The organism is Pseudomonas sp. R15(2017) (assembly GCF_002112685.1).
In the GTDB taxonomy this organism is placed as follows: domain Bacteria; phylum Pseudomonadota; class Gammaproteobacteria; order Pseudomonadales; family Pseudomonadaceae; genus Aquipseudomonas; species Aquipseudomonas glycinae.
In genome coordinates this window covers 528,700-549,491 of sequence record NZ_NEII01000002.1, presented here as the reverse complement: position 1 = coordinate 549,491, position 20,792 = coordinate 528,700, and the positions used below count along the sequence as shown (strand labels likewise).

Here is a 20,792-nt window from a genome sequence, read left to right as displayed (position 1 = left end):
ATGGGCCGGGTTTTATCGTTATCCCGTCGCTGAAAAACAGCGATCGGGTTTGGTAGCCCGGATCTGACTTGTTGCGCAATTCACCGTATTCGGACGCTTATCCGTCCGTGCTTTTATGGTGGCCATGCGTGGGGCGTTTTCGAGCGCGCCGGTTCTCCAAGTCACCGGTCTACCAACCCGTGCATGGCCACCACCTCTTCGTTTGGTAGCGAAGTTTGATGGCTCCATTTTTCTGATTTGGAGATTCAAACGTGATCAAACCAACACCCAACCCACCCGAAGCCGATTCAACGTCCCCCTACGAAACCCTCGACTCCAAGAAATTCCACGAAGCCGCCGAACGCGCCCTCGACCACTACCTCAATCCGCTGCTCCCCAGAAAACCGTTGCTCAAACCCAACACCCGCTACCTCATCGCCCCCGGCATCGACAGCGAAGAATTGCTGGCCGACGCCTGCGAAACCCTGACCTCGGCCAAAATCATGGCAACCGACTTCGCCGGGCTGGTGGACGGCTCGCATCGGCATGTGCTGCTGGGGATCGCGCAACTGATCATGCTGGGGGAACTGGCGGTGAATCGGGCGCTGGATAATCTGGAGTTGAAGACAGAAACACCGCTGTAGCCAGATCCTTAGCCTGATCGTTCCCACGTCGAGGCGTCGAACCGTCCGCGTGGGAATGCAGCCCGGGACGCTCCGCGTCCCTTCCAGAGCTGGAACGCGGAGCGTCCCTTGAGGCATTCCCACGCGGAGCGTGGGAACGATCTAAATGAAAAACGGCCCGTAATGGGCCGTTTCTGTATTTCGACTAATGCTTAAGCCCGCAACGTTCGCGTCATCCGCAACGCCAGCAAACTCCCGCCAACAATCACACCCGCCAGCAGATAAAGCGCCGCGTCGGTCGACCCGGTGCTGTCCTTCACCCAACCCACGAGGTAAGGGCTGAGGAACCCGGCCATCTGTCCCATGGAGTTGATCAACGCCAGCCCACCCGCCGCAGCACCCGCGCTCAACATGGCAGTCGGCACCGGCCAGAACATCGGCAGACCGGTCAGCGCACCCATGGTCGCAATGGTCAGACCGAGAATCGCAATCGCCGGATTTGCCGCGAAGTTCACGGCGATCAGCAGGCCGACAGCGCCCATCAACATCGGCACCACCAAATGCCAGCGGCGTTCTTTACGCAAGTCTGCCGAACGACCCACCACCAGCATGAATACCGCCGCCAGCAGATACGGAATCGCACTCAACCAGCCAATTACCAGGTTGTCGCTGAAACCGAGGTTCTTGATGATCGACGGCAGCCAGAAGTTGATCGCGTACACGCCGCTCTGGATGCAGAAGTAGATCAGGCCGAAGGCCCAGATCGCCGGGTTCTTGAACACGGCGATCAGCGAATCGGAGGTGGTTTTCGGTTTGTTCGCCAGGTCTTCGGCCTGATCCGCTTCCAGCACCGCACGCTCATGCGGGGTCAGCCATTTGGCGTTGGCGAAGTTGTCGCTGAGCAGGAAGTAGGCGAGTGCGCCCAGCACCACGGTTGGAATGCCTTGCAGCAGGAACATCCACTGCCAGCCGGCCAGACCACCCTGGCCGGCGGCGAAGTGATTGAGGATCCAGCCGGAAAACGGGCTGCCGAGCAGGCCCGACACCGGAATCGCCGACATGAACAGCGCCATGATCCGGCCACGGCGGAAGGTCGGGAACCATTGCGAGAGATAGAGCACAACACCCGGGAAGAACCCGGCTTCGGCGGCGCCAGTGAACAGGCGCAGGGTGTAGAACTGGGTTGGCGTGGTGACGAAAAGCAGGCAGGTCGACAGCGTGCCCCAGGTGATCATCATTAGCGCAATCCAGCGCCGTGGGCCGAACTTGGTCAGCGCCAGGTTGCTCGGTACGCCGCACAGCACGTAGCCGATGAAGAAGATACCGGCACCGAGGCCGTACACGGTTTCGCTGAATTTCAGCGCATCGAGCATCTGCAGTTTGGCAAATCCAACGTTGACCCGGTCGAGGTAGTTGAACAGGTAGCAGATGAAGATGAAGGGGATCAAACGCAGGGTGATGCGTTTGTAGACGGCATTTTTATCGTCAACGATGGTCTGGGCGGCAGCAGCGCTCTGCGACATGGCGGCTCTCTCTTTATTATGATTTTTTGCGATGCAAAGGGTAACGTTGATCGCCCTGAGAGTCTCGGCCACCTTTGGCCGGATTGTCTTTGTGCCTGAGCACAGGGTTTGCTGCCAGACCCTGTGCGGGTGAACAACCGTCCGCGCCTGTTTTCAAGGATTTCAGCCCTTATGTTCGAACTCGATCACGACCTCGCCCAGGACATCGTCGACCGGGCCATGGCCATTTTGCCGTACAACGTCAACGTCATGGACAGCCAGGGCTTGATCCTCGGCAGCGGCGAGCCGGAGCGGATCAACACCCGCCACGAAGGCGCGCAGCTTGTTTTGGCAAACGGACGGGTGGTGGAGATCGATGCGCAGACGGCGGTGCATCTCAAAGGCGTGCAACCTGGGATCAATCTGCCGCTGTTGCTCGATCAGCGCTTGATCGGCGTCCTTGGCATTACCGGCGAACCGGAGCAGCTGCGCACTTACGCCGAACTGGTGCGCATGACCGCCGAAATGCTGGTCGGCCAGCGCAATCAGCAATCCGAACAGCAATGGCGGCGGCAACGTTGCGATGATTTGCTGGCCTTGCTGCTGAGCGAGGCGGGGGATTCGCCAAGGCTGATCGACGAGGCCCAGCAACTCGGGCTCAAGCCGCAACTGACACGAGTGCCGTATCTGTTCGAACTGGGTCTGGAACACGGGCCGGGGCAAACCGTCGAGGCGCTGAGTGCCTGGCTGATGTCGCGTTATCCGGACAGTTGGTGCGTGAGTTCGGCCAAGTCGTCACTGCTGTGGTGCCGGCCGGCGAGTCAGAACGTCGAGCATGATCGACTGCTGGAAAAACTCGATGGCCTGGGCTGGAACATCCTGCGCATTGCAGTCGGCGGACAGGCCGATGGGCTGGTCGGGCTGCGCCGTTGCTATCGGCGGGTCGGCGACTTGCTCGCCTATGGCCGCGAAGTGCTGCCGCGCTCACGGTTGCTGACCCTCAATCGCTATCGCTTGCCGGTGATGCTCTGGCGCCATCGCAACGACGATGCGCTGGATGAATTGCTCAAACCGTTACGCAAGGTCATCGCCAAGGACAGCAACGGCCAGTTGCTCGCGACCCTGCGCAGTTGGTGCGATCACGACGGGCAGAGCCAGGCCTGTGCCGATGCCTTGGGGATTCACCGCAACAGTCTGCGTTACCGGATGGAGCGGATTGCCGAGTTGAGTGGGGTCGATCCTCTGAAACTCGATGGCATGCTGGCGCTGTATCTCGGGGTGCAATTGCTGCCACAGACTGAATCGACTGCATGAGGTGTTCGTGAGGGCCCTATCGCTGGCAAGCCAGCTCCCACAAGTATCCGGGCGTGCACAAAATATGTGAACGATGCAAAAACCTGTGGGAGCTGGCTTGCCAGCGATAGGGCCGGGACATTCACCATCCATTCCAGAGCCTTTGTGAAAATGAACAATAAACGCCAATCCAACTTGTGCAGCGGACAGGCGTCAACGGGCAAGGCGACTGGCAGCATGAGGGGCATTGGAACTGGAGAAATCGCATGAAAATCGTCATCGCCCCCGATTCGTTCAAGGACAGCCTGAGTGCTCAAGGCGTTGCAGAAGCCATTGCGCTGGGCCTGGCGCAGGTCTGGCCGCAGGCGACGCTGGTCAAATGCCCGATGGCCGACGGTGGCGAAGGCACGGTGGAGTCGATTCTCGCCGCGTGCGAAGGCGAACTGCGCCGCACCCGCGTGCGTGGACCGTTGGGCGCAGCGGTCGAAGCCGCGTGGGGCTGGTTGCCGCACAACCGCACCGCAATCATCGAAATGGCCGAAGCCAGTGGATTGCAATTGGTGCCGCCGGGGCAGCGTGACGCATGCATAAGTAGCACGTTCGGCACCGGTGAACTGATCCGCGCGGCGCTGGATGCTGGCGCACAACGGGTGATTCTGGCCATCGGCGGCAGCGCCACCAATGACGGCGGCGCCGGCGCGATCCAGGCGTTGGGGGTGAAGTTGCTGGATACTCAAGGGCAATCATTGGTGCCGGGCGGATTGGCGCTGGCGCAACTCGCACGACTGGACCTGAGCGAACTCGACCCGCGACTGGCGCACGTCCGGTTCGACATCGCCGCCGACGTCAACAATCCGCTGTGCGGCCCCCACGGCGCCTCGGCGATTTTCGGCCCGCAGAAGGGTGCATCCCCGGCGCAAGTGCAGCAACTGGATCAGGCCCTCGGCCACTTCGCCGAACTCTGCGCGCAAGTGCTGGGCAAGGATGTTCGGGACGAGCCGGGCAGCGGTGCTGCCGGTGGATTGGGCTTTGCGGCCAAGGCGTTTCTCGGTGCGCGATTCCAGGCCGGTGTCGAAGTGGTCGCCGAGCTGGTCGGACTGGCCGACGCAGTAAAGGACGCAGATCTGGTGATTACTGGAGAAGGGCGCTTCGATGCCCAGACCCTGCGCGGCAAAACCCCGTTTGGCGTCGCACGGATCGCCAAGCAACACGGCGTACCGGTGATCGTCATTGCCGGCACCCTCGGCGAGGGCTATCAAGCGCTCTACGATCACGGCATCGACGCTGCATTCGCCGTCACCAGCGGCCCGATGACCCTCGAACAGGCCTGCGCCGAAGCACCGCGTCTGTTGCGCGAACGTGCCACCGATATTGCCCGCGTCTGGCGCATTGCGACTCCGGCCTGACCTGTCGCTCATCATGTAAAACAACGGGTGTTTCACCGCTGAAACACCCGCAACACTTTGAAAAATATTTCATCTTTCCCTGCAAATTTCCTCAAGCCTGGCCGATACAGAAATCAGGCGCACACAAGATTTTCCAAAACAGTGACGCCGGACTGACGCCCACTCCAAGGGCCAGTGATCACGGCATGGACGCTCGTAGTTTCAATCATCCGAGAGTCCTCCTATGTCCTTGCGTAATCTGAATATCGCGCCCCGTGCCTTCCTCGGTTTTGCCTTTATTGCCTTGCTGGTGATTGTGCTCGGCGTGTTCGCCGTCAACCGCATGTCGATCATCCGTCAGGCTTCCCTGGAAATGGACTCTACGCAGTTGCCAAGCGTCACCCAACTCGCGGTGGTTACGGAGAACGTGCTGCGCCTGCGGATTCTCTCGTTCCGCATTTTGGTCAACCGCGACCCGGCCGGTTTGCAGGAAGCCCAGACCCGCATCGGTGTGCTGGTGGACAAGGTGCGCACTGCTCAGGCCAGTTACGCGGCATTGCCGGCCGGTCCGCAGGAGCGCGCGTTATATCAGGAGTTTTCGACGACCCTCGACAACTACGTGCAGGCGCAAAACCAGATGATGGAGCTGTCGCGCCAGGACAAACTCGACGAGATGCGCGCCCTGATCAATACGAAGATCAAGGACGGCACCGACAAGATGGGCGAACAACTCAACAAGCTGATCGCGATCAACGCCGCCGACGCGAAGACCGCTTCCACTCAGGCGGGTGAGTATTACAACAGTGCCATTACCGGCATCATCGCCGTGTCTGTAATTGCCGCGTTGTTGACCGTATTGCTGGCCTGGCTGCTGACCCGCAGCATCGTCACCCCGCTGAACCGCGCCGTCGCTGCCGCGCAAACCATCGCTGGCGGCAACCTGACCAAAGCCATCGAAATCGACGGCAAGGACGAACCGGCGCGCCTGCTTGAAGCGCTGGCGGCGATGCAGACCAACCTGCGCAAGACCATCGAGCAGATTGCCGGCTCCGCCACGCAACTGGGCGCCGCCGCCGAAGAGCTCAGCGCCGTGACCGAAGAGGCCTCCCGTGGCCTGCAACAGCAGAACGACGAAATCGAACAGGCCGCCACCGCCGTCAACGAAATGACCGCAGCGGTGGAAGAGGTTGCGCGCAACGCGGTTTCGACTTCCGAAGCCTCGAACCAGTCGACCCACGCCGCCCGTGAAGGTCGCGATCAGGTGGTGAAAACCGTCGACGCGATCCAGACCATGACCCACGACGTGCAAAACACCGCGCAAATGATCGAAGGCCTGGCCGCTCAGGGGCGCGACATCGGCAAGGTGCTGGACGTGATCCGCGCCATCGCCGAACAGACCAACCTGCTGGCGCTCAACGCCGCCATCGAAGCGGCCCGTGCCGGTGAAGCGGGACGCGGTTTCGCCGTGGTAGCGGATGAAGTTCGCGCCTTGGCCCATCGCACCGCGCAATCGACCCAGGAGATCGAAAAAATGGTCGCCGGCATTCAGAACGGCACCGGTGAAGCAGTCGAGTCGATGCAGCAAAGCAACCAGCGCACCCAGACCACTCTGGAAATGGCTCGCGCCGCCGGCGTCGCGCTGGAGCAGATCACTCAATCGATTCACCAGATCAACGAGCGCAACCTGGTGATCGCCAGCGCCTCGGAAGAGCAGGCGCAGGTGTCCCGCGAGGTCGACCGCAACCTGGTCAACATTCGCGACCTGGCCACCCAATCGGCCGCCGGGGCCAACCAGACCAGCGCCGCGACCCACGAACTGTCGCGCCTGGCGGTGGATTTGAATGCGATGGTGGCGCGCTTTGTGATTTGACCTAGGGTGAAGGCTGGAGACCGCGCAATCAGGAGACGTACATGCGCTATTCAGCCTTGACCCAACGAATCGCCGGGGAGGGAGCAGCAGCCTGGCGGATTCACGACCGAGCGCTGGAGCTGCGCGCCGAAGGCGTCGATGTGTTGCTGCTGTCGGTGGGTGATCCGGATTTCGATACGCCGCTGCCGATCATCCACGGCGCCATCGACAGCCTGCTGGCGGGTGATACCCATTATTCCGACGTGCGCGGCCGGCTGGAGCTGCGCACGCTGATCGCCGAGCGCCATCGGCGCAGCAGCGGTCAGGACGTGGATGCCGGGCATGTGATCGTGCTGCCCGGCGCGCAATGCGCGGTGTATTCGGTGGCGCAATGTCTGCTGGATCCGGGTGATGAGGTGATCGTCGCCGAACCCATGTATGTCACCTACGAAGGCGTGTTTGGCGCTTGCGGCGCGACCGTGGTGCCGGTGCCGGTTCGCCCTGAGAACGGTTTTCGCGTTGACCCGGTGGATGTCGCAGCGCGGATCACTCCGAGGACGCGGGCCATGTTGCTCAACAGTCCCAACAATCCTTCCGGTGCGAGTCTGTCGCTGTTGATCTGGCAGGAGCTGGCGGCCCTGTGCGTCCGTCATGACCTGTGGCTGATCAGCGACGAGGTCTACAGCGAATTGTTATACGAAGGCGAGCACATCAGCCCGGCGAGCCTGCCGGGCATGGCCGAGCGCACCGCGACGATCAACAGCCTGTCCAAATCCCACGCCATGACCGGTTGGCGCATCGGCTGGATGATCGGGCCGAAACCGTTGGCCGAACATCTGGTGAACCTGTCGTTGAGCATGCTGTTCGGTCTGCCGGACTTTGTGCAGAAAGCGGCGCAGATAGCGCTGGAGAAAGATCTGCCGGAAGTGACGCAGATGCGCGAGGAATACCGCTTGCGTCGGGATCTGGTGTGCGAGCGCTTGCGCGGCTGTCCGGGGTTGTACCCGATCAAACCGGATGGCGGGATGTTCGTGATGGTCGATGTGCGTCAGACCGGGATCGGAGCGCAGGACTTTGCCGAGCAATTACTGGAGGGGTATGGGGTTTCTGTGCTGGCCGGTGAGGCGTTCGGGCCGAGTGCGGCGGGGCATATTCGCATCGGGTTGGTGGTGGACCGGGTGCGGCTGGCGGATGCGTGTTCAAGGATTGCTCTTTGTGCTGCGCAGCTTCTGCAAGTGCGCAGTGCCTGACCGCTTACGCTGATCGTTCCCTGAGGGTTTACTCCTGATCGTTCCCACGCTCTGCGTGGGAATGCCTCAAGGGACGCTCCGCGTTCCAGCTCTGGAAGGGACGCGGAGCGTCCCGGGCTGCATTCCCACGCGGAGCGTGGGAACGATCAACGTGAAGGATTCACCAGGTTGGCGGGTTTTTCACCGGCCAACGCCGCCAACAGATTCTCCACCGCACACCGCGCCATCGCTTCGCGCGTCTCATGGGTCGCCGAACCCATGTGCGGCGTCGCCACCACGTTGTTCAGCTGCAACAACGGCGAGTCATGATTCAGCGGCTCGCGCTCGAACACATCCAGCCCCGCCGCGCGAATCCGGTTATGCCGCAAGGTGTCGATCATTGCCGCCTCGTCTACAACCTTGCCCCGTGAGATGTTGATAAAGATGCTTTCCGGGCGCATCAACGCAAACTGTTCAGCACCGATCAAACCTTCAGTCTGCGCCGTCAACGGCAGGGTCAGGCAGATAAAATCCGCCTGCTGCAACAGGTCCTCAAGGCTGCGGTACTGCGCATCGAAGCGCGCCTCGACCGCCGGTTTGCGCGACTGGCTGTGATAGATCACCGGCATCCCGAACCCGAAATGCCCGCGCTGTGCCAGCGCCTCGCCGATCCGGCCCATACCGATAATGCCCAACGTCTTGCCGTGCACATCGGTGCCGAAATGCGCTGGGCCGATGCTGCGATGCCAGTGGCCGCCGCGCACCATGTTCGCCAGTTCGACCACGCGCCGTGCGGTGGCCAGGATCAGTGCGAAACCGGTGTCGGCGGTGGTTTCGGTGAGCACGTCCGGGGTGTTGGTCAGCAGGACCTTGCGCCGGGTCAGGTAGTCGATGTCGTAGTTGTCGACACCCACCGAGACGCTGGAAATCGCTTCGAGCTGCGGCGCCAGATCGAGTAGCGACGCGTCGAGTTTCAGGCTCGCACCGAGTAATCCGTGAGCACCGGGCAGGGCGTCGCGCAGTTTCATCAGACCTTCGGCGTCGAGGCTGTCGATCAGTGTCACCTCGACCTGTTCCTCAAGGCGCGCCATCAGTGCCGGCGACAGTTTTTTGTACAGCACAACCTGCTTTTTCATCGCAGTCATCTCTCCATCAATTCAGGAATGGGCCGGCTGCGGACGCGGTGCGACGCGCTTGGCCGTCACCCGGTCGCTGGCGCCGGGCTTGAGAAAAATCGTCAGCACCACCGAGAGCATCAGCGCGCCACTCATCAACAGATACGAAGCGCCGGGCGAACCGGTGGAGCTGTTCAGGTAACCGACCAGATACGAACCGCCGAACGAACCGAGCGCGCCCATGCTGTTGATCAGCGCCATGGCGCCGCCGGCAACGTTGGCCGGCAGAATCTCCGGGACGATGGCGAAGAACGGCCCGTAGGGTGCGTACATGCAGGCGCCGGCAATCACCAGCAGCGTGTACGACCACCAGAAATGCTCAGCGCCCAAGGCGTAGGAGCCGTAGAACGCCACCGAAGCAATCAGCAGCGGCGGCCAGACGAAGCGTTTGCGCTTTTGCAGTTTGTCCGAGCCCCAGGACACCAGCAGCATCCCGATCACTGCCGCCAGATACGGGAGGGCCGACAGCCAGCCGGCCTCGATCATGTCCATCTGCGCGCCGGCCTTGAGGATCGACGGCAGCCACAGCACGAAGCCGTAGACGCCGATGCTCCAGCAGAAGAATTGCAGCGCCAGAATGATCACCTTCGGCGAACGAAAAGCTTCTGCGTAGTTCTTCACCGCTTTGATCCCGACCTGTTCGGCGGCGAGAGCGCTTTCCAGATCGTGCTTCTCCTGATCGCTGAGCCACTTGGCCTGGGCCGGACGATCATCGGCCAGCTTCCACCAGATAAACGCCCAGAACACCGCCGGCAGGCCTTCGATGATGAACATCCAGCGCCAGCTGAAATGCTGCACCAGATACCCGGAAACCACCGACATCCACAGCATCGTTACCGGGTTGCCGAGGATCAGGAAGGTGTTGGCTCGCGAGCGTTCGGCACGGGTGAACCAATGGCACAGGTACACCAGCATCGCCGGCATCACCGCCGCTTCGACCACGCCGAGCATGAAGCGGATGACGATCAGCCAATAGGCGTTGGAAACCACGCCGGTCAGCGTGGCGAGCCCGCCCCAGAGAATCAGGCTGACGAAGATCAGCTTCTTCACGCTGTGCTTTTGCGCGTAGATCGCGCCGGGCACCTGGAAGAAAAAGTAACCGAGGAAGAACAGCGCGCCGAGCAGCGAGGACAGGCCCGGCGTGATCATCAGGTCGGCGGCCATCCCGGAGGCGGCAGCGAAGCCGTAATTGGCGCGGTCCAGGTACGCCAGGCTGTAGGTGATGAACACGATCGGCATGATGTACCACCAGCGGCGGGTGGCGAGGGTTGCGGTTTTCATGGTCTTGCTCCTGAGCTTGTTGTTTTTGTCGCAGCAGGTTCAATTGATTGGTTGTTGCTCGTTCCCACGCTCTGCGTGGGAACGCCTCCGGGGACGCTCCGCGTCCCATGTGACGCAGAGCGTCACGGGCTGCATTCCCACGCGGGAGCGTGGGAACGATCAGCGGTGAGTTCGGATCGGGTCGGCAAACCCTCCATGTCACCCCGGCTCTGCACCGCGCGACTGCCAATCCAGTTGGCGCGCCTGACCGCCTCGGGAAAACTCTGGTGCTCCAGCAGGGCGCTGATCATCCCGACCGCAAAACCATCGCCGGCGCCCACCGTATCGACCACGGTTTTGACCGGCACCCCGGCGACAAACCCCTGATCCAGGTGGGTGCGGTAATACGCGCCCTGAGGCCCGAGCTTGATCGCCACGGCTTCGGCACCCTGATCGAGATAGAACGCGGCGATATCCGCCGGGTCTTCAAATCCGGTCAGCAGGCGGCCTTCGCTCAACCCCGGCAAAACCCAGTGAGCGAGAGCGGCGAGTCGGTTGATCTCGGTGATCATCTCCCGCTCGCTGGCCCACAGGCTCGGGCGCAGGTTGGGGTCGAACGACACGCTGCGCCCGGCATTGCGCATGCGGGTCATCAGCTCACGGGACATTTCCCGTGCCGACCCGGACAGCGCCGGCGGAATCCCGGTGGCGTGCAGATGCCGGGCGCCGAGCAGTGTCGGGGTGATCGACTGCGGCGACAGATGACTGGCCGCCGAGCCACGACGAAAGTACTCGACCGTCGGATCGCTGCCGTCATCGTTGCGCGACTTGAGCTGGAAACCAGTCGGGTGAGCGTTGTCGACTTCGACATGGCTGCAGTCCAGGCCTTCGCGGGCCAGGGTTTCGACGACAAAGCGTCCCAGTGAATCGGCTCCGACACGGCTCAGCCACGCCACCTTGAAACCCAAGCGCGACAATCCTATGGCAACGTTGCTGTCGGCCCCGGCAATCCGTTTGTGAAACTGCTCGACGCAGGCCAGATCACCGCTTTGTTCGGCGACAAACATGGCCATGGTTTCGCCGAACGACAGAATATCGATCTCAGACATGAGCAGGCTCCAGGCGGGACTGACCGAGGCGGGCGAGGGCGGCGACGTGTTCGGTGGTCAGCTGCACCAGATCATCGCCCTGCAACGGGTATTCGGCGGCGCGCATGACCCCTTGGGCCATGTGCCGCAGCAGTTGTTCCCACAGATGCAGGTCGGTGGCGGCGGGCGGCACGGCCACCAGTTTGCCGTCGGCACGGCGGGCCACGGCTTTGCAATGCACGTAACCGACGTGACGGCCCAACAGTCGTGCGGCGCTGATGGCGGACTGGTCTTGCCACTGCCAGTTGCCGATGTCGAAGGTCATCTTGATCGGCAGGTTGTGTTGCTCGACGGCCGCGAAGAAACGTTGAAACGGTTCGATGCGCCCGCCGTGCAAGGTTTGATCGTTCTCCACCAGCAGTTGCACCGGGCTCTGCGCGAGGATTTGCCCCAGCGTCTGCAGATCGTTGTTGTCGGTGAAGAAACCAAGGGAAACCTTCAGCCACTTCGAGCCGAACGCTTCAGCGTTCTGCAACGCAGTGATGAGTTCGGGGTTGGGCCTTGATTGACCGGCCAGCCACAGTTCGGTGGGCGAGGAATAGATGCTTTGCAGGCCTTGAGCTTGTGTGGCGGTGGAGAGTTGTTCGGGGACTTCGATGGTCAGCAGTTCTTCGCGCCATTCAATGCGATTGGCGCCGGCAGCGGCCAGCACTTCGATGAACGAAGCCTGGCCACGGCGGCGAACGAGGTCGGCGCCGTAGCTGGAAAGGCTGATGGAAACGGCAGGTTTATTCATTGTTATCTACCTCTGAAACCGGTTTCATTTTTGTTCAAAAAAAATCAGTAAATTGTGTGTCGTTCTTTCGGGCCTCATCGCTGGCAAGCCAGCTCCCACAGATACGGGATCGTTCACGAAACTCAAGTACACCCGATTACCTGTGGGAGCTGGCTTGCCAGCGATGGGGCCTGATCAGTCAGCCGATTTCCCTTGGGTTGAACCGCGCTCAATCAGCACCGGCGCAAAATCCAGCGTCCGCGCCGCTTCATCATCTCCCCGCAACCGCTTGAGCAAGCACTCAAACGCCCGCGCACCAATCTCCTCCGTCGGCTGAGCGAGGGCGGTAATCCCGCTGCCCACCAACGGATACCAGTCCAGATCATCCAGCGCGATCAGCCCGACATCCTCGAACAACCGGCAGCCAATCTCGCGCAGTGCCAGGGTGCAAGCCAGCGCCGCCACGCCATTGGCGCAGAACAGGGCTTTCGGGCCGTTATCAGGTGTGTTCAAAAAGGTTTGAAGATCATTCGCAAGGCTCGAACCGGTTTCCAGCACCGTGCCGTTCATGCGTTGGCGCTGGCCAATCTGTTGCTGAAAACTGCTGACCCGCTCGATCCGCGAACTGGTGCCGTCATAGGCTTCGGTCACCAGCAGCACATCGCGATAGCCGCGCTGCTGCAGATGTTCGAGCGCCATTTCGACGGCTTGCGGGTTGTCCAGCCCGACCATATCGCTGTTCAGCCCTTCGACCTTGCGATCGACCAGTACCAGCGGCATTTCCCGCTTCAACTCATCCAGTTCATCCCGATGATGACCCAGGGTGTTCACGATCAGCCCTTCGATGTTGTAGGAGCGCAGTAGCGCCAGGTGCTGACGTTCCTGCTCGTCATCGCGGTCGGTGTTGCACACCACCAGGCTGTAACCGTGCCGGCGGCAGGCGGTTTCCACGCCGTGCATCACGGCAATCGAATAAGGGTTGCGGATATCGGCCACCAGCATGCCGATCAGGCGCGTGCGGCCGCGTTTCAGGCCTCGGGCCATTTGATTGGGGCGATAGCCGAGTTCGGTAATTGCCTGCTCGATGCGCTGGGCGATGGCATCCGAGAGCAGGGCGCGGTCGTCACCAATGAAGCGCGAGACGCTGGCCTTGGACACGCCTGCGTATTCGGCGACATCGAGCATGGTGACGCGGCTGCGCTGGGCGGCGGAGAAATCGTTCACGGATGGGTCTTCTTATTGTCTGAAACCGGTTTCAGAAAACACCATTTGTATAGCAGCCGTCAACTGATGTCTTGGGAATGAAGTTGAATCTGCTTCACGGTTTCCGACGGACGGTGGTTTTACCTGTCAGATCTGACAGTAGGCAACCACTGGATACGGGCGCTTAATTTCTTGCACGTGAAGGGCGAATGAAGAGCGAGAAGTGATCCATGTCAGCAGATGATCCCCGCGCCACAAGCAACGATCTCTTCGCAGGCATTTTACTCGATCTGCCTGGATTCGAAGGCGTCGACCCGTTGGATCCAGCCGGGACATTGCCGCCGGATGCGAAGCAAAACGGAATTGTCTGCATCATCAATATCTGGCCAGCGTTTCCTACACTTCCAAATACGCGTATTGATCGTGTCGAGATCTTTATCGTCGGCAATCCGAATTTCGTTGCATGGGCCGAATATGGTGCTGCCGACTATGCCCCCGAGTTTCATATTCGAATCAGGCCGGATTTGCTTCCCGATCTGCCTACATTTGAAATTTATTACACCGTGCGCTCGGTCAACCAGACAACGTCGCAACCACGGCGCCTGACGTTTGCGATTACACCGCCACCTCAGTTGTTGAAAGAAGCAACCTTTCCCGATGCAACTCTTTGGGGATATATAGGCTGTAAAAAAAACAACCCTCTGGATCCAGATGCTTTATTTATCTGGGAGGGAATACGCATTCTGATTCCATTCAATGACCTGTTTCAGCGAGGCGATGTGATCAGTCTTGCCTGGCAGGGATGGAATTCGTTGAATGGATCGGGAGCTGCGTTAACCCCCGAATTTTTTTTTACCGCTCCGGTAACGGATGTGGCCAACAAACGGCCGGTCTTGATCGTAATAAGACCGTTCACTGCACACATCGAACCTATGCGTGAGAACCATTCAGCGACGGCTAAATATCTGTTAGTGCGAAATGGAATTCCAGAATTCAGTTCTTTTACGGGTCTGGTGAAAATAGACAGAGTGATTCCTGGCACGAGTGGTTTTTGTTCGGATGCAAGCTGGATGAAATAAACATGTTGTTGTAACAGAAAGGCGACTGCTGTCGGCGATAACGCCCTTGTCGATGAAGGAAGTATTGATATCCATTGTTCAGAGTACTGGAGAACACACATGACAAGTTTTCAAACTGGAACCGCGGGGCAGGGTGGTGGGACCCTTTCTGCTCCTTTACCTGAATTGCCAGATGGCCGAGGCCCTGACCGGGATATCGTTCCCGTTACTGCCATTCCGGTGGGCGGGTCGCTTCAGCTATTACTGGATACAACCGTTCCTGATAACCGGCAAAATGGCGATCAGGTCGCAATAGATATAACGCGAACCCAGCCGCCTGCCGTTCCGACCCCCGCAGACTACACAAGGCTGCCACGAGTGACCCTGCCGGATATGCCGGTACGACCGGACAAATTTGCGTATTCAGTGCCCACGGAATATCTGGGGGAGGACGCAACACCCCCCGGCCCGACTACGTTCTGGGTGCGCTGCGTGTACTATGAACGTGGCCTGAACGCATTGACTTCGGCTTTCGTGCCGTTTCGGATTGACCGCACGGCACCCTGGCAAGAAAAACCGATCCAGACTCCGCCCAATCCTGGACAAAGGCCCGGCGTCAAATTAGCCCCGAGAGTGTCATTTCCCAATGCCCCTGGCGATCTGGACGATGCGTGGGCAGGTCTTCCGGAAAGCGCAAAGGGGTTGTTGGTTGCCATCGACACCACATATACCAATGCTCAACCGGATGACCACGTGCAGCTGTATTTCGCCAATCAACGAACCAATCCTCCGCAGGTGCCGCCTTTCTTCGAAGGTGACATGCCCGTCGATGGCGAGGTGTGGATTCCGATTGACGAGTTGAGGAAGATCACCAGCGGCAGGGCTTTCATCTGGTTCAGGATTCTTGATGTTGCAGGCAACGAAAGTGCGTGGTCAGTAAGTTTCAAAAACACTCGCTTTCTGCCGCTGCCCGAATTGGGGCCACTGCGCGTACCGACAAACGATGACGGTCTGATCGACCTGAACGATGCGCGTGCAGGTGTTACTGTCGAAGTCGATCGGCCGGTGAACGCACTCAATGATGATGAGGTGAGCCTGAAATGGGGAAGTCAGGCTGCCCAGGACCTGGAGTTCGGCACCCTGAACAAACTGGTTTTCACTATTCCATGGGCCGCTTTGAGCAAAGAGTATTTCGAGAATCAGACCGGCGCGAATTACGAGGTGCCTGTTCAGGTCAAAGCCGATTTGATGCGTAACTTAGTGTCTGTCAGTGAGGTGGATACGAGAGCAAACACTGACTTCTCGACGCACCCGCCTTATACCGTCGACCCACTTATTCCACCTCCAGTCGTCAATCCCGAGTTCCGAAAGGCTATCGTGCGGGGACAAGCCCCTGTTACCGATAACTTGCTGGGCCCACATGATGCCAATCAAACTGCCACGATATACATTGATGTCTCACCTGTTACTCCGGGTACTACCTTTCCAGACCCGGAAGATGGTGATCTGGTCACCGCGTATTTCCTCGGAGATGCGGGCGAAGTCGTCGTCGGCTCAATGCCGATGGACGTTACAAATATCAATACAGAGATTGAACTCCCTTTGCTTTATTCCATTGTCGGTCCCGGCGGTCTGGGGAAGAAGAAAGTTTGGTGGGTATATGAGAATCCCGGTCGCAACAACATTCAAACTTCGGCCGAAACCGATGTGACGGTCAATACGGTGGTCATTAATCTTGATCCGCCAGAGTTTGTTCGGCCGCTTGCAGACGGGACTGCCGATCCGTTCATTATTTGCGAAAGCCTGACCGTATCGGCCGATGATCATGTGGCCAGATTCCGTATTCCGCCAAACAACCACTTTGTCGACGGTATGCCTATCACGTTCAACTGGCGCGGATTCCGGACGGAGGATTATCAAACGCCGGCACCGTCCGATACGGAGTACACCGAAACCCGGAATATCAACGCGTCTGAATTGATCGCCGGGATGATTTTTGATGTCGGGCCTTATGATCCGGTGATCCGGGATGTACCAAGGCCTCCACCCGCTACTCCGGATCCTTCAGACTTCTACGCGGGTTATGTAAAAGTCTGGTATTCGACACCGACAGTTCCTACATCCGGTGTAACGGAAATGACGGTCTATTTGCTCAACGCAGACTTCCTGTACTGCGAATCAGAGCCGGGTTGGGATCCAGAGCCATAGCATCAATGCCAGGGCTGCATTCACCGGGAGAACAGTGCTCTCCCGGCGAATGCGGTTGCTCTGTCTTCGAAATTGCTGATAGCTCTTCATTCGGCAGGGATGAACCCTACCTGTAAAGAGGATTAGTCCTACATAGATGATTCGAAGTTGTAGGTATTCTCCGACGCCGCCAATGACGGACGTCTGATGGATCCATGCTGCGAACCGTCGTTCTCCCGTCCCGACAAATCTCAGAGAGAAGTTGTTATGAAGTTTGAAAAGATACCGGGATTGACGTTCATGAAATTTACTGGTGTGCTCACTTATGCAGTGGTGATAATGACCACTTCAGAGCCCGCTAATGCCCGTAATCTTCAACCGGGAGAGGTGGCGACCGTTTCCACAGGCGCTACACCCGAAGCCTGGTTTGTTCCCACGACCGCTACGCTGAATATCAACGGCGCCAGTGCACTGGATATTCAAGTCGGTGGCGGAGCTCTCAATGGCGATAACGCCACGACATCACAGATTGATGCCTCGGCAGGCGCTCGAGTCGACCTTGGCGGATCAACTGTTACCAGCACAGGTTTTGAAGCTGCGTTGGCGTTGACTGACAGCCTGGCCACCCTCTCGAACAGCACGTTGATCAGCCAGGGCGCTGCACTGACGCTGGCCCGGGATCTGCTGACCGCTGTGGGATCTACCGCCACTGTCACTGGCAGTACTTTGCATGGCGGGACATTCGGTGCAGCGGTAACTTCACTCAGCACATTGAATCTGATCAATACTCAAGTGAGCGCAACGGATGCGGACGGTATCGGGTTGGCCCTGTTTGGCGGGAATGCCAATGTAAGTGCCCGCAGCAAGATTACCGGCGGTCTCAACGGGGTCACTTTCGGGCAGGACACCGTAGCCAATCCCGGTGATGTCACTGGTCGAAGTCATTTAATACTGGATGACGCGACCGTCGAGGGGATCAGTGGCGCGGCAATTACTGTCGATTTGGCAACACCTGCTGGTCAGCCAGTGCTGATCGATGTCAACAACGGCTCTCGTTTGATCGGGGGTAATGGCAATATCCTCGAAGTAGTCGATGGAGCCGCTGCTCAGTTCCAGGTCGACAACAGTAAATTGTCCGGCAACATCGAAGTCGCTGAGGGGGGCATCGCCAGCGTTTCGTTGAGAAACGCCGCGACATTGGATGGCAACCTGATCAATGTCGATTCGGTAAAGCTTGATACCCAAAGCGTTCTCACCGGTAAGATCCAGGGCACCGGTGCGGGAGCGGTGGTGCTGGACAACAATGCCCGATTCACGGGTGCTGTTTCCGGTGTCAGCAGCATGTCGGTCAGCCGTGGTGCCGAATGGAACATGGCCGGTAGCAGTAACTCGGTCTCGCGCCTGGACATGCAGGGCGGTGCAGTGCGTTTTGGAACAGACCAGGCCTATAGTCAGCTGGATATAGCCACCTTATCGGGCAACGGTCAGTTTTTTATGCGCACGGACGTGGGTACTGCTCAGACGGATTTTTTGAATGTCACAGAGTCGGCAACGGGCCAGCATGGTTTGGTGGTGGAGGCTACCGCCAGCGAGCCCGCCAGTGGGGCGCTGATCAAAGTGGGGAACATCGCTTCCGGAGATGCGCAGTTTTCCCTGCAAAGTGGACAAGTCGATATTGGCGCCCTGGCCTACAAGCTGGTGAGAGAGGGCGAAGGGCTGTATCTGCAACCCGATGGGACCACACCGAGCACGGGTTCTCAAACCGCTCTTGCGATCTCCGGAACGGTGCCCACGGTCATTCAATCCGAGATGACCACCCTCAATACTCGCCTCGGAGACCGGCGCATGGCCGGCACTCAGCCCAGGGCACAATCGGAAGGGGCATTGAGCTCGAATGCTCAAGATTCGTCATCCGGTCTCTGGATTCGAACCTACGGTAATCAGTACAACGTAAAGAGCGCTTACGGTAACGGTTTCAATCAACACCAGACAGGTGTCTCGGTAGGGGTGGACAAAGCATTGCCATTTTGGGACGGCCAATGGTTGATCGGTGTCTTTGGCGGCTACAGCAACACGCGTCTGGATTTGGCGCGAGGCAGTTCCGGTACGATTGACAGTGGTTATGCAGGTCTTTACTTGACCTGGTTTGATCAAGCGACAGGTTATTACGTGGATACCGTCGGCAAGATCAACCGGTTCAATAACGATGTCAAAGTCACCTTGAGCGACGACACTCGAACCAAAGGCAACTTCAAAAACCTGGGTTTGAGCGGGACCGTGGAAGTCGGCAAGCACATTCCCTTGAACCACGGTTATTTCATTGAGCCTTCCGCGCAAATAGGTTTGGCAGCCGTCGAGGGCAAGCGCTACCACTTGGACAATGGCTTGCAAGTAGACAGCGACGAGACTCGTTCGGTGCTCGGCAAGGTCGGGATGACGGTGGGGAGTGAGCTCACGCTGGACAATGGCAGCAAGCTGCAACCACGCCTCCGTGCCGCTGTCAGCCACGAGTTCGTCAATAACAACCGCGTCAGTGTCAACGACACCAGTTTCAATAATGACTTGTCCAGTACCAGCCTGGAATTGACCGGGGGAATGAACTGGGTTCCGGTCAACAAAAAATGGCAGGTTTATGCGGAGGTTGGCACCAGTCGCGGTACGAAAGTTGACCAGGAGCTGGGGGGGAGTGTGGGGTTGAGTTATAACTTCTGAATGGGGTCGAAAATAGAAAGGAAGCTTGAAAGCTTCCTTTTTTTATGGGCTGTTGGGCGAGTTATCTTCGGATCTTGCTGAGGTCAACGATAACGAGGAACTCTCCAGAGATCGGAAACACATTGTCACCATCTGAACCGCCATGATCAAACAAACCCGTCCACGTTGCGGTCAGGTTTTTTTCGGTTTCATCGTATTGAAATGTGATGGTACCGCTTTCGGCCATGTGTAGGTCACCGTTCACCGGGTTGGAGTTATAGGTCACTCGGACATCGTCCATATTCTTGGATAGTGAAGCCGTTCCTGGCGCGGGCTTCGAGGAAAAGACAAATTCGATTGTCTGTGTCATTCCATTTTCTGTGTGCCCGGCTCTGAGCCAGTAAAACAGACCATCGGGAAACGCTTTTAACTCGAGTACAGGCACAGAGGTTGAGCGAAATTCTTTGAATGGCGGGATCTTGACGTGTCTGAAGCCTGGATTGGCATCGCCATTGATGGTGGCCGACAAGTACGGTTGTGCGGTAAGCGTTGGCGCGTAGGCTCGGGCTGCGAAGCTCATGAGTTTATCTCCATACAGAATGGTAAGAGTCATCCAAAGACTGACCGGTCCTACTTCTGGATGTTGTATGGAAGCTCAAAGAGGATGCGGCTGTAAACTGTCAGAGTTGACAGGTTACAGCCGTTTATTTTTGTGATTTTTTAGACTTCCTTTATTTCGGTTTTCATTCTGAGGTTTTCATTCAAAACCGACGAAAACACTGATGTTTTGGGCAACTCAACCAAACAAGCCGGCGGCGATGTTGATTGAAAACCCCAGAATCGCGGTGTTGAACACAAACCCGATCAACGACTGCGCCAGCACGATCTTGCGGATCTCCCGCGTGGCCACGCCGACATCCGCCGTCTGCACCGCCACGCCGATGGTGAACGAGAAGTACAGAAAATCCCAATAGTTGGGCGTCGTCAGGCCCTCGGCAAAACGCAGCGCCGGTTCCTTGCCATCCCAGGTATAAAACAGCCGGGCGTAGTGGACGCTGAAAATGACCCCGATCAGCAACCATGAGCCGATCACCGTCAACGCGGTAAAGCCGTAGTGCAGGAGCTTGTGGGAAGTTTGCAGGTCCTTGCTGCCGACCAGTTCCAGCGTGATGGCCGCCAGACTGGCCAGCGCCGCGATACACACCACGAACAACACCAGCCCGGCATTTTCATCCTCGACTTCGGCGATGCGTCTGACGTCCGGTGCTTTCGCGCGGGCTGTCAGCCAGAACATCAGGATCAGATAGGTCCAGACCCCGGCATTCCAGCCTATGAGGATTTTGCTGATGACGGAATCGGCGGGTACCAGCAGACCGACGGCAAGGCCGAACAGGGCAGCGGCAGAGAGGCGAGGGTGGGTGCGGGCAAGGAAGCGCATGGGGACTCAATGGCCAGGGTGGTTCAGACACCTTAGCCCAGCGCGGCGACCTGTGGC

General features: G+C 58.7%; 16 protein-coding genes. 8 read left to right on the top strand and 8 right to left on the bottom strand.

Annotated features, from left to right (window positions below):
* Window positions 1-251 precede the first annotated feature (251 nt).
* The gene (locus CAF77_RS05950) at window positions 252-623 is read left to right on the top strand and encodes a DUF6124 family protein (protein WP_064381431.1); all 372 of its coding nucleotides are present in this window, start codon (window positions 252-254) and stop codon (window positions 621-623) included.
* Window positions 624-814: 191 nt separating this feature from the next.
* Here CAF77_RS05950 and CAF77_RS05945 read toward each other — a convergent pair whose 3' ends face one another.
* Window positions 815-2,125: an MFS transporter gene (locus tag CAF77_RS05945; RefSeq protein WP_064381434.1), complete on the bottom strand. Its 1,311-nt coding sequence runs from the start codon at window positions 2,123-2,125 to the stop codon at window positions 815-817.
* A gap of 171 nt (window positions 2,126-2,296) precedes the next feature.
* Between CAF77_RS05945 and CAF77_RS05940 the strand changes: the two genes are divergently transcribed.
* From CAF77_RS05940 to CAF77_RS05925, 4 genes are all read left to right on the top strand, one after another.
* A complete protein-coding gene (locus CAF77_RS05940; RefSeq protein ID WP_064381435.1) occupies window positions 2,297-3,418 on the top strand; it encodes a sugar diacid recognition domain-containing protein in 1,122 nt (373 codons plus the stop codon).
* 245 nt (window positions 3,419-3,663) lie between these two features.
* The gene (locus CAF77_RS05935; protein WP_064381437.1) at window positions 3,664-4,803 is read left to right on the top strand and encodes a glycerate kinase; all 1,140 of its coding nucleotides are present in this window, start codon (window positions 3,664-3,666) and stop codon (window positions 4,801-4,803) included.
* 223 nt (window positions 4,804-5,026) lie between these two features.
* Window positions 5,027-6,652, top strand: coding sequence for a methyl-accepting chemotaxis protein (locus CAF77_RS05930; protein ID WP_064381440.1), 1,626 nt, complete (start codon window positions 5,027-5,029; stop codon window positions 6,650-6,652).
* 41 nt (window positions 6,653-6,693) lie between these two features.
* Window positions 6,694-7,881, top strand: coding sequence for a pyridoxal phosphate-dependent aminotransferase (locus CAF77_RS05925; RefSeq protein WP_064381442.1), 1,188 nt, complete (start codon window positions 6,694-6,696; stop codon window positions 7,879-7,881).
* A 146-nt stretch (window positions 7,882-8,027) separates the two neighbouring features.
* Here CAF77_RS05925 and CAF77_RS05920 read toward each other — a convergent pair whose 3' ends face one another.
* The 5 genes from CAF77_RS05920 to CAF77_RS05900 all read right to left on the bottom strand — a co-directional run bounded on the left by CAF77_RS05920 (window position 8,028) and on the right by CAF77_RS05900 (window position 13,382).
* Window positions 8,028-8,996 carry a D-glycerate dehydrogenase gene (locus tag CAF77_RS05920; protein ID WP_064381444.1) on the bottom strand — a complete coding sequence of 323 codons (969 nt, stop codon included), beginning with the start codon at window positions 8,994-8,996 and terminating at the stop codon, window positions 8,028-8,030.
* 21 nt (window positions 8,997-9,017) lie between these two features.
* Window positions 9,018-10,316: an MFS transporter gene (locus CAF77_RS05915; protein ID WP_064381445.1), complete on the bottom strand. Its 1,299-nt coding sequence runs from the start codon at window positions 10,314-10,316 to the stop codon at window positions 9,018-9,020.
* 122 nt (window positions 10,317-10,438) lie between these two features.
* Window positions 10,439-11,404 (bottom strand): sugar kinase, encoded by a 966-nt coding sequence (locus tag CAF77_RS05910; RefSeq protein WP_064381448.1) that lies wholly within the window; start codon window positions 11,402-11,404, stop codon window positions 10,439-10,441.
* Window positions 11,397-12,179 (bottom strand): sugar phosphate isomerase/epimerase, encoded by a 783-nt coding sequence (locus tag CAF77_RS05905; RefSeq protein ID WP_064381450.1) that lies wholly within the window; start codon window positions 12,177-12,179, stop codon window positions 11,397-11,399. Before CAF77_RS05905 ends, CAF77_RS05910 begins: the two co-directional genes overlap by 8 nt.
* Before the next feature lie 174 nt (window positions 12,180-12,353).
* On the bottom strand, window positions 12,354-13,382 hold the full coding sequence (locus CAF77_RS05900; RefSeq protein ID WP_064381452.1) for a LacI family DNA-binding transcriptional regulator: 1,029 nt from the start codon (window positions 13,380-13,382) through the stop codon (window positions 12,354-12,356).
* A 209-nt stretch (window positions 13,383-13,591) separates the two neighbouring features.
* Here CAF77_RS05900 and CAF77_RS05895 point away from each other — a divergent pair, with 209 nt between their 5' ends.
* From CAF77_RS05895 to CAF77_RS05885, 3 genes are all read left to right on the top strand, one after another.
* Window positions 13,592-14,440: a hypothetical protein gene (locus CAF77_RS05895; RefSeq protein WP_084776958.1), complete on the top strand. Its 849-nt coding sequence runs from the start codon at window positions 13,592-13,594 to the stop codon at window positions 14,438-14,440.
* A gap of 99 nt (window positions 14,441-14,539) precedes the next feature.
* On the top strand, window positions 14,540-16,627 hold the full coding sequence (locus CAF77_RS05890; protein WP_064381455.1) for a hypothetical protein: 2,088 nt from the start codon (window positions 14,540-14,542) through the stop codon (window positions 16,625-16,627).
* A gap of 246 nt (window positions 16,628-16,873) precedes the next feature.
* Window positions 16,874-19,318 (top strand): autotransporter outer membrane beta-barrel domain-containing protein, encoded by a 2,445-nt coding sequence (locus CAF77_RS05885; protein WP_064381457.1) that lies wholly within the window; start codon window positions 16,874-16,876, stop codon window positions 19,316-19,318.
* A 61-nt stretch (window positions 19,319-19,379) separates the two neighbouring features.
* Here the strand turns inward: CAF77_RS05885 and CAF77_RS05880 are convergent, their stop codons facing one another.
* Window positions 19,380-19,877 carry a hypothetical protein gene (locus CAF77_RS05880; RefSeq protein ID WP_064381459.1) on the bottom strand — a complete coding sequence of 166 codons (498 nt, stop codon included), beginning with the start codon at window positions 19,875-19,877 and terminating at the stop codon, window positions 19,380-19,382.
* Between the two features lie 216 nt (window positions 19,878-20,093).
* Window positions 20,094-20,735: a DUF1345 domain-containing protein gene (locus CAF77_RS05875; protein WP_064381461.1), complete on the bottom strand. Its 642-nt coding sequence runs from the start codon at window positions 20,733-20,735 to the stop codon at window positions 20,094-20,096.
* Between the last annotated feature and the right edge of the window lie 57 nt (window positions 20,736-20,792).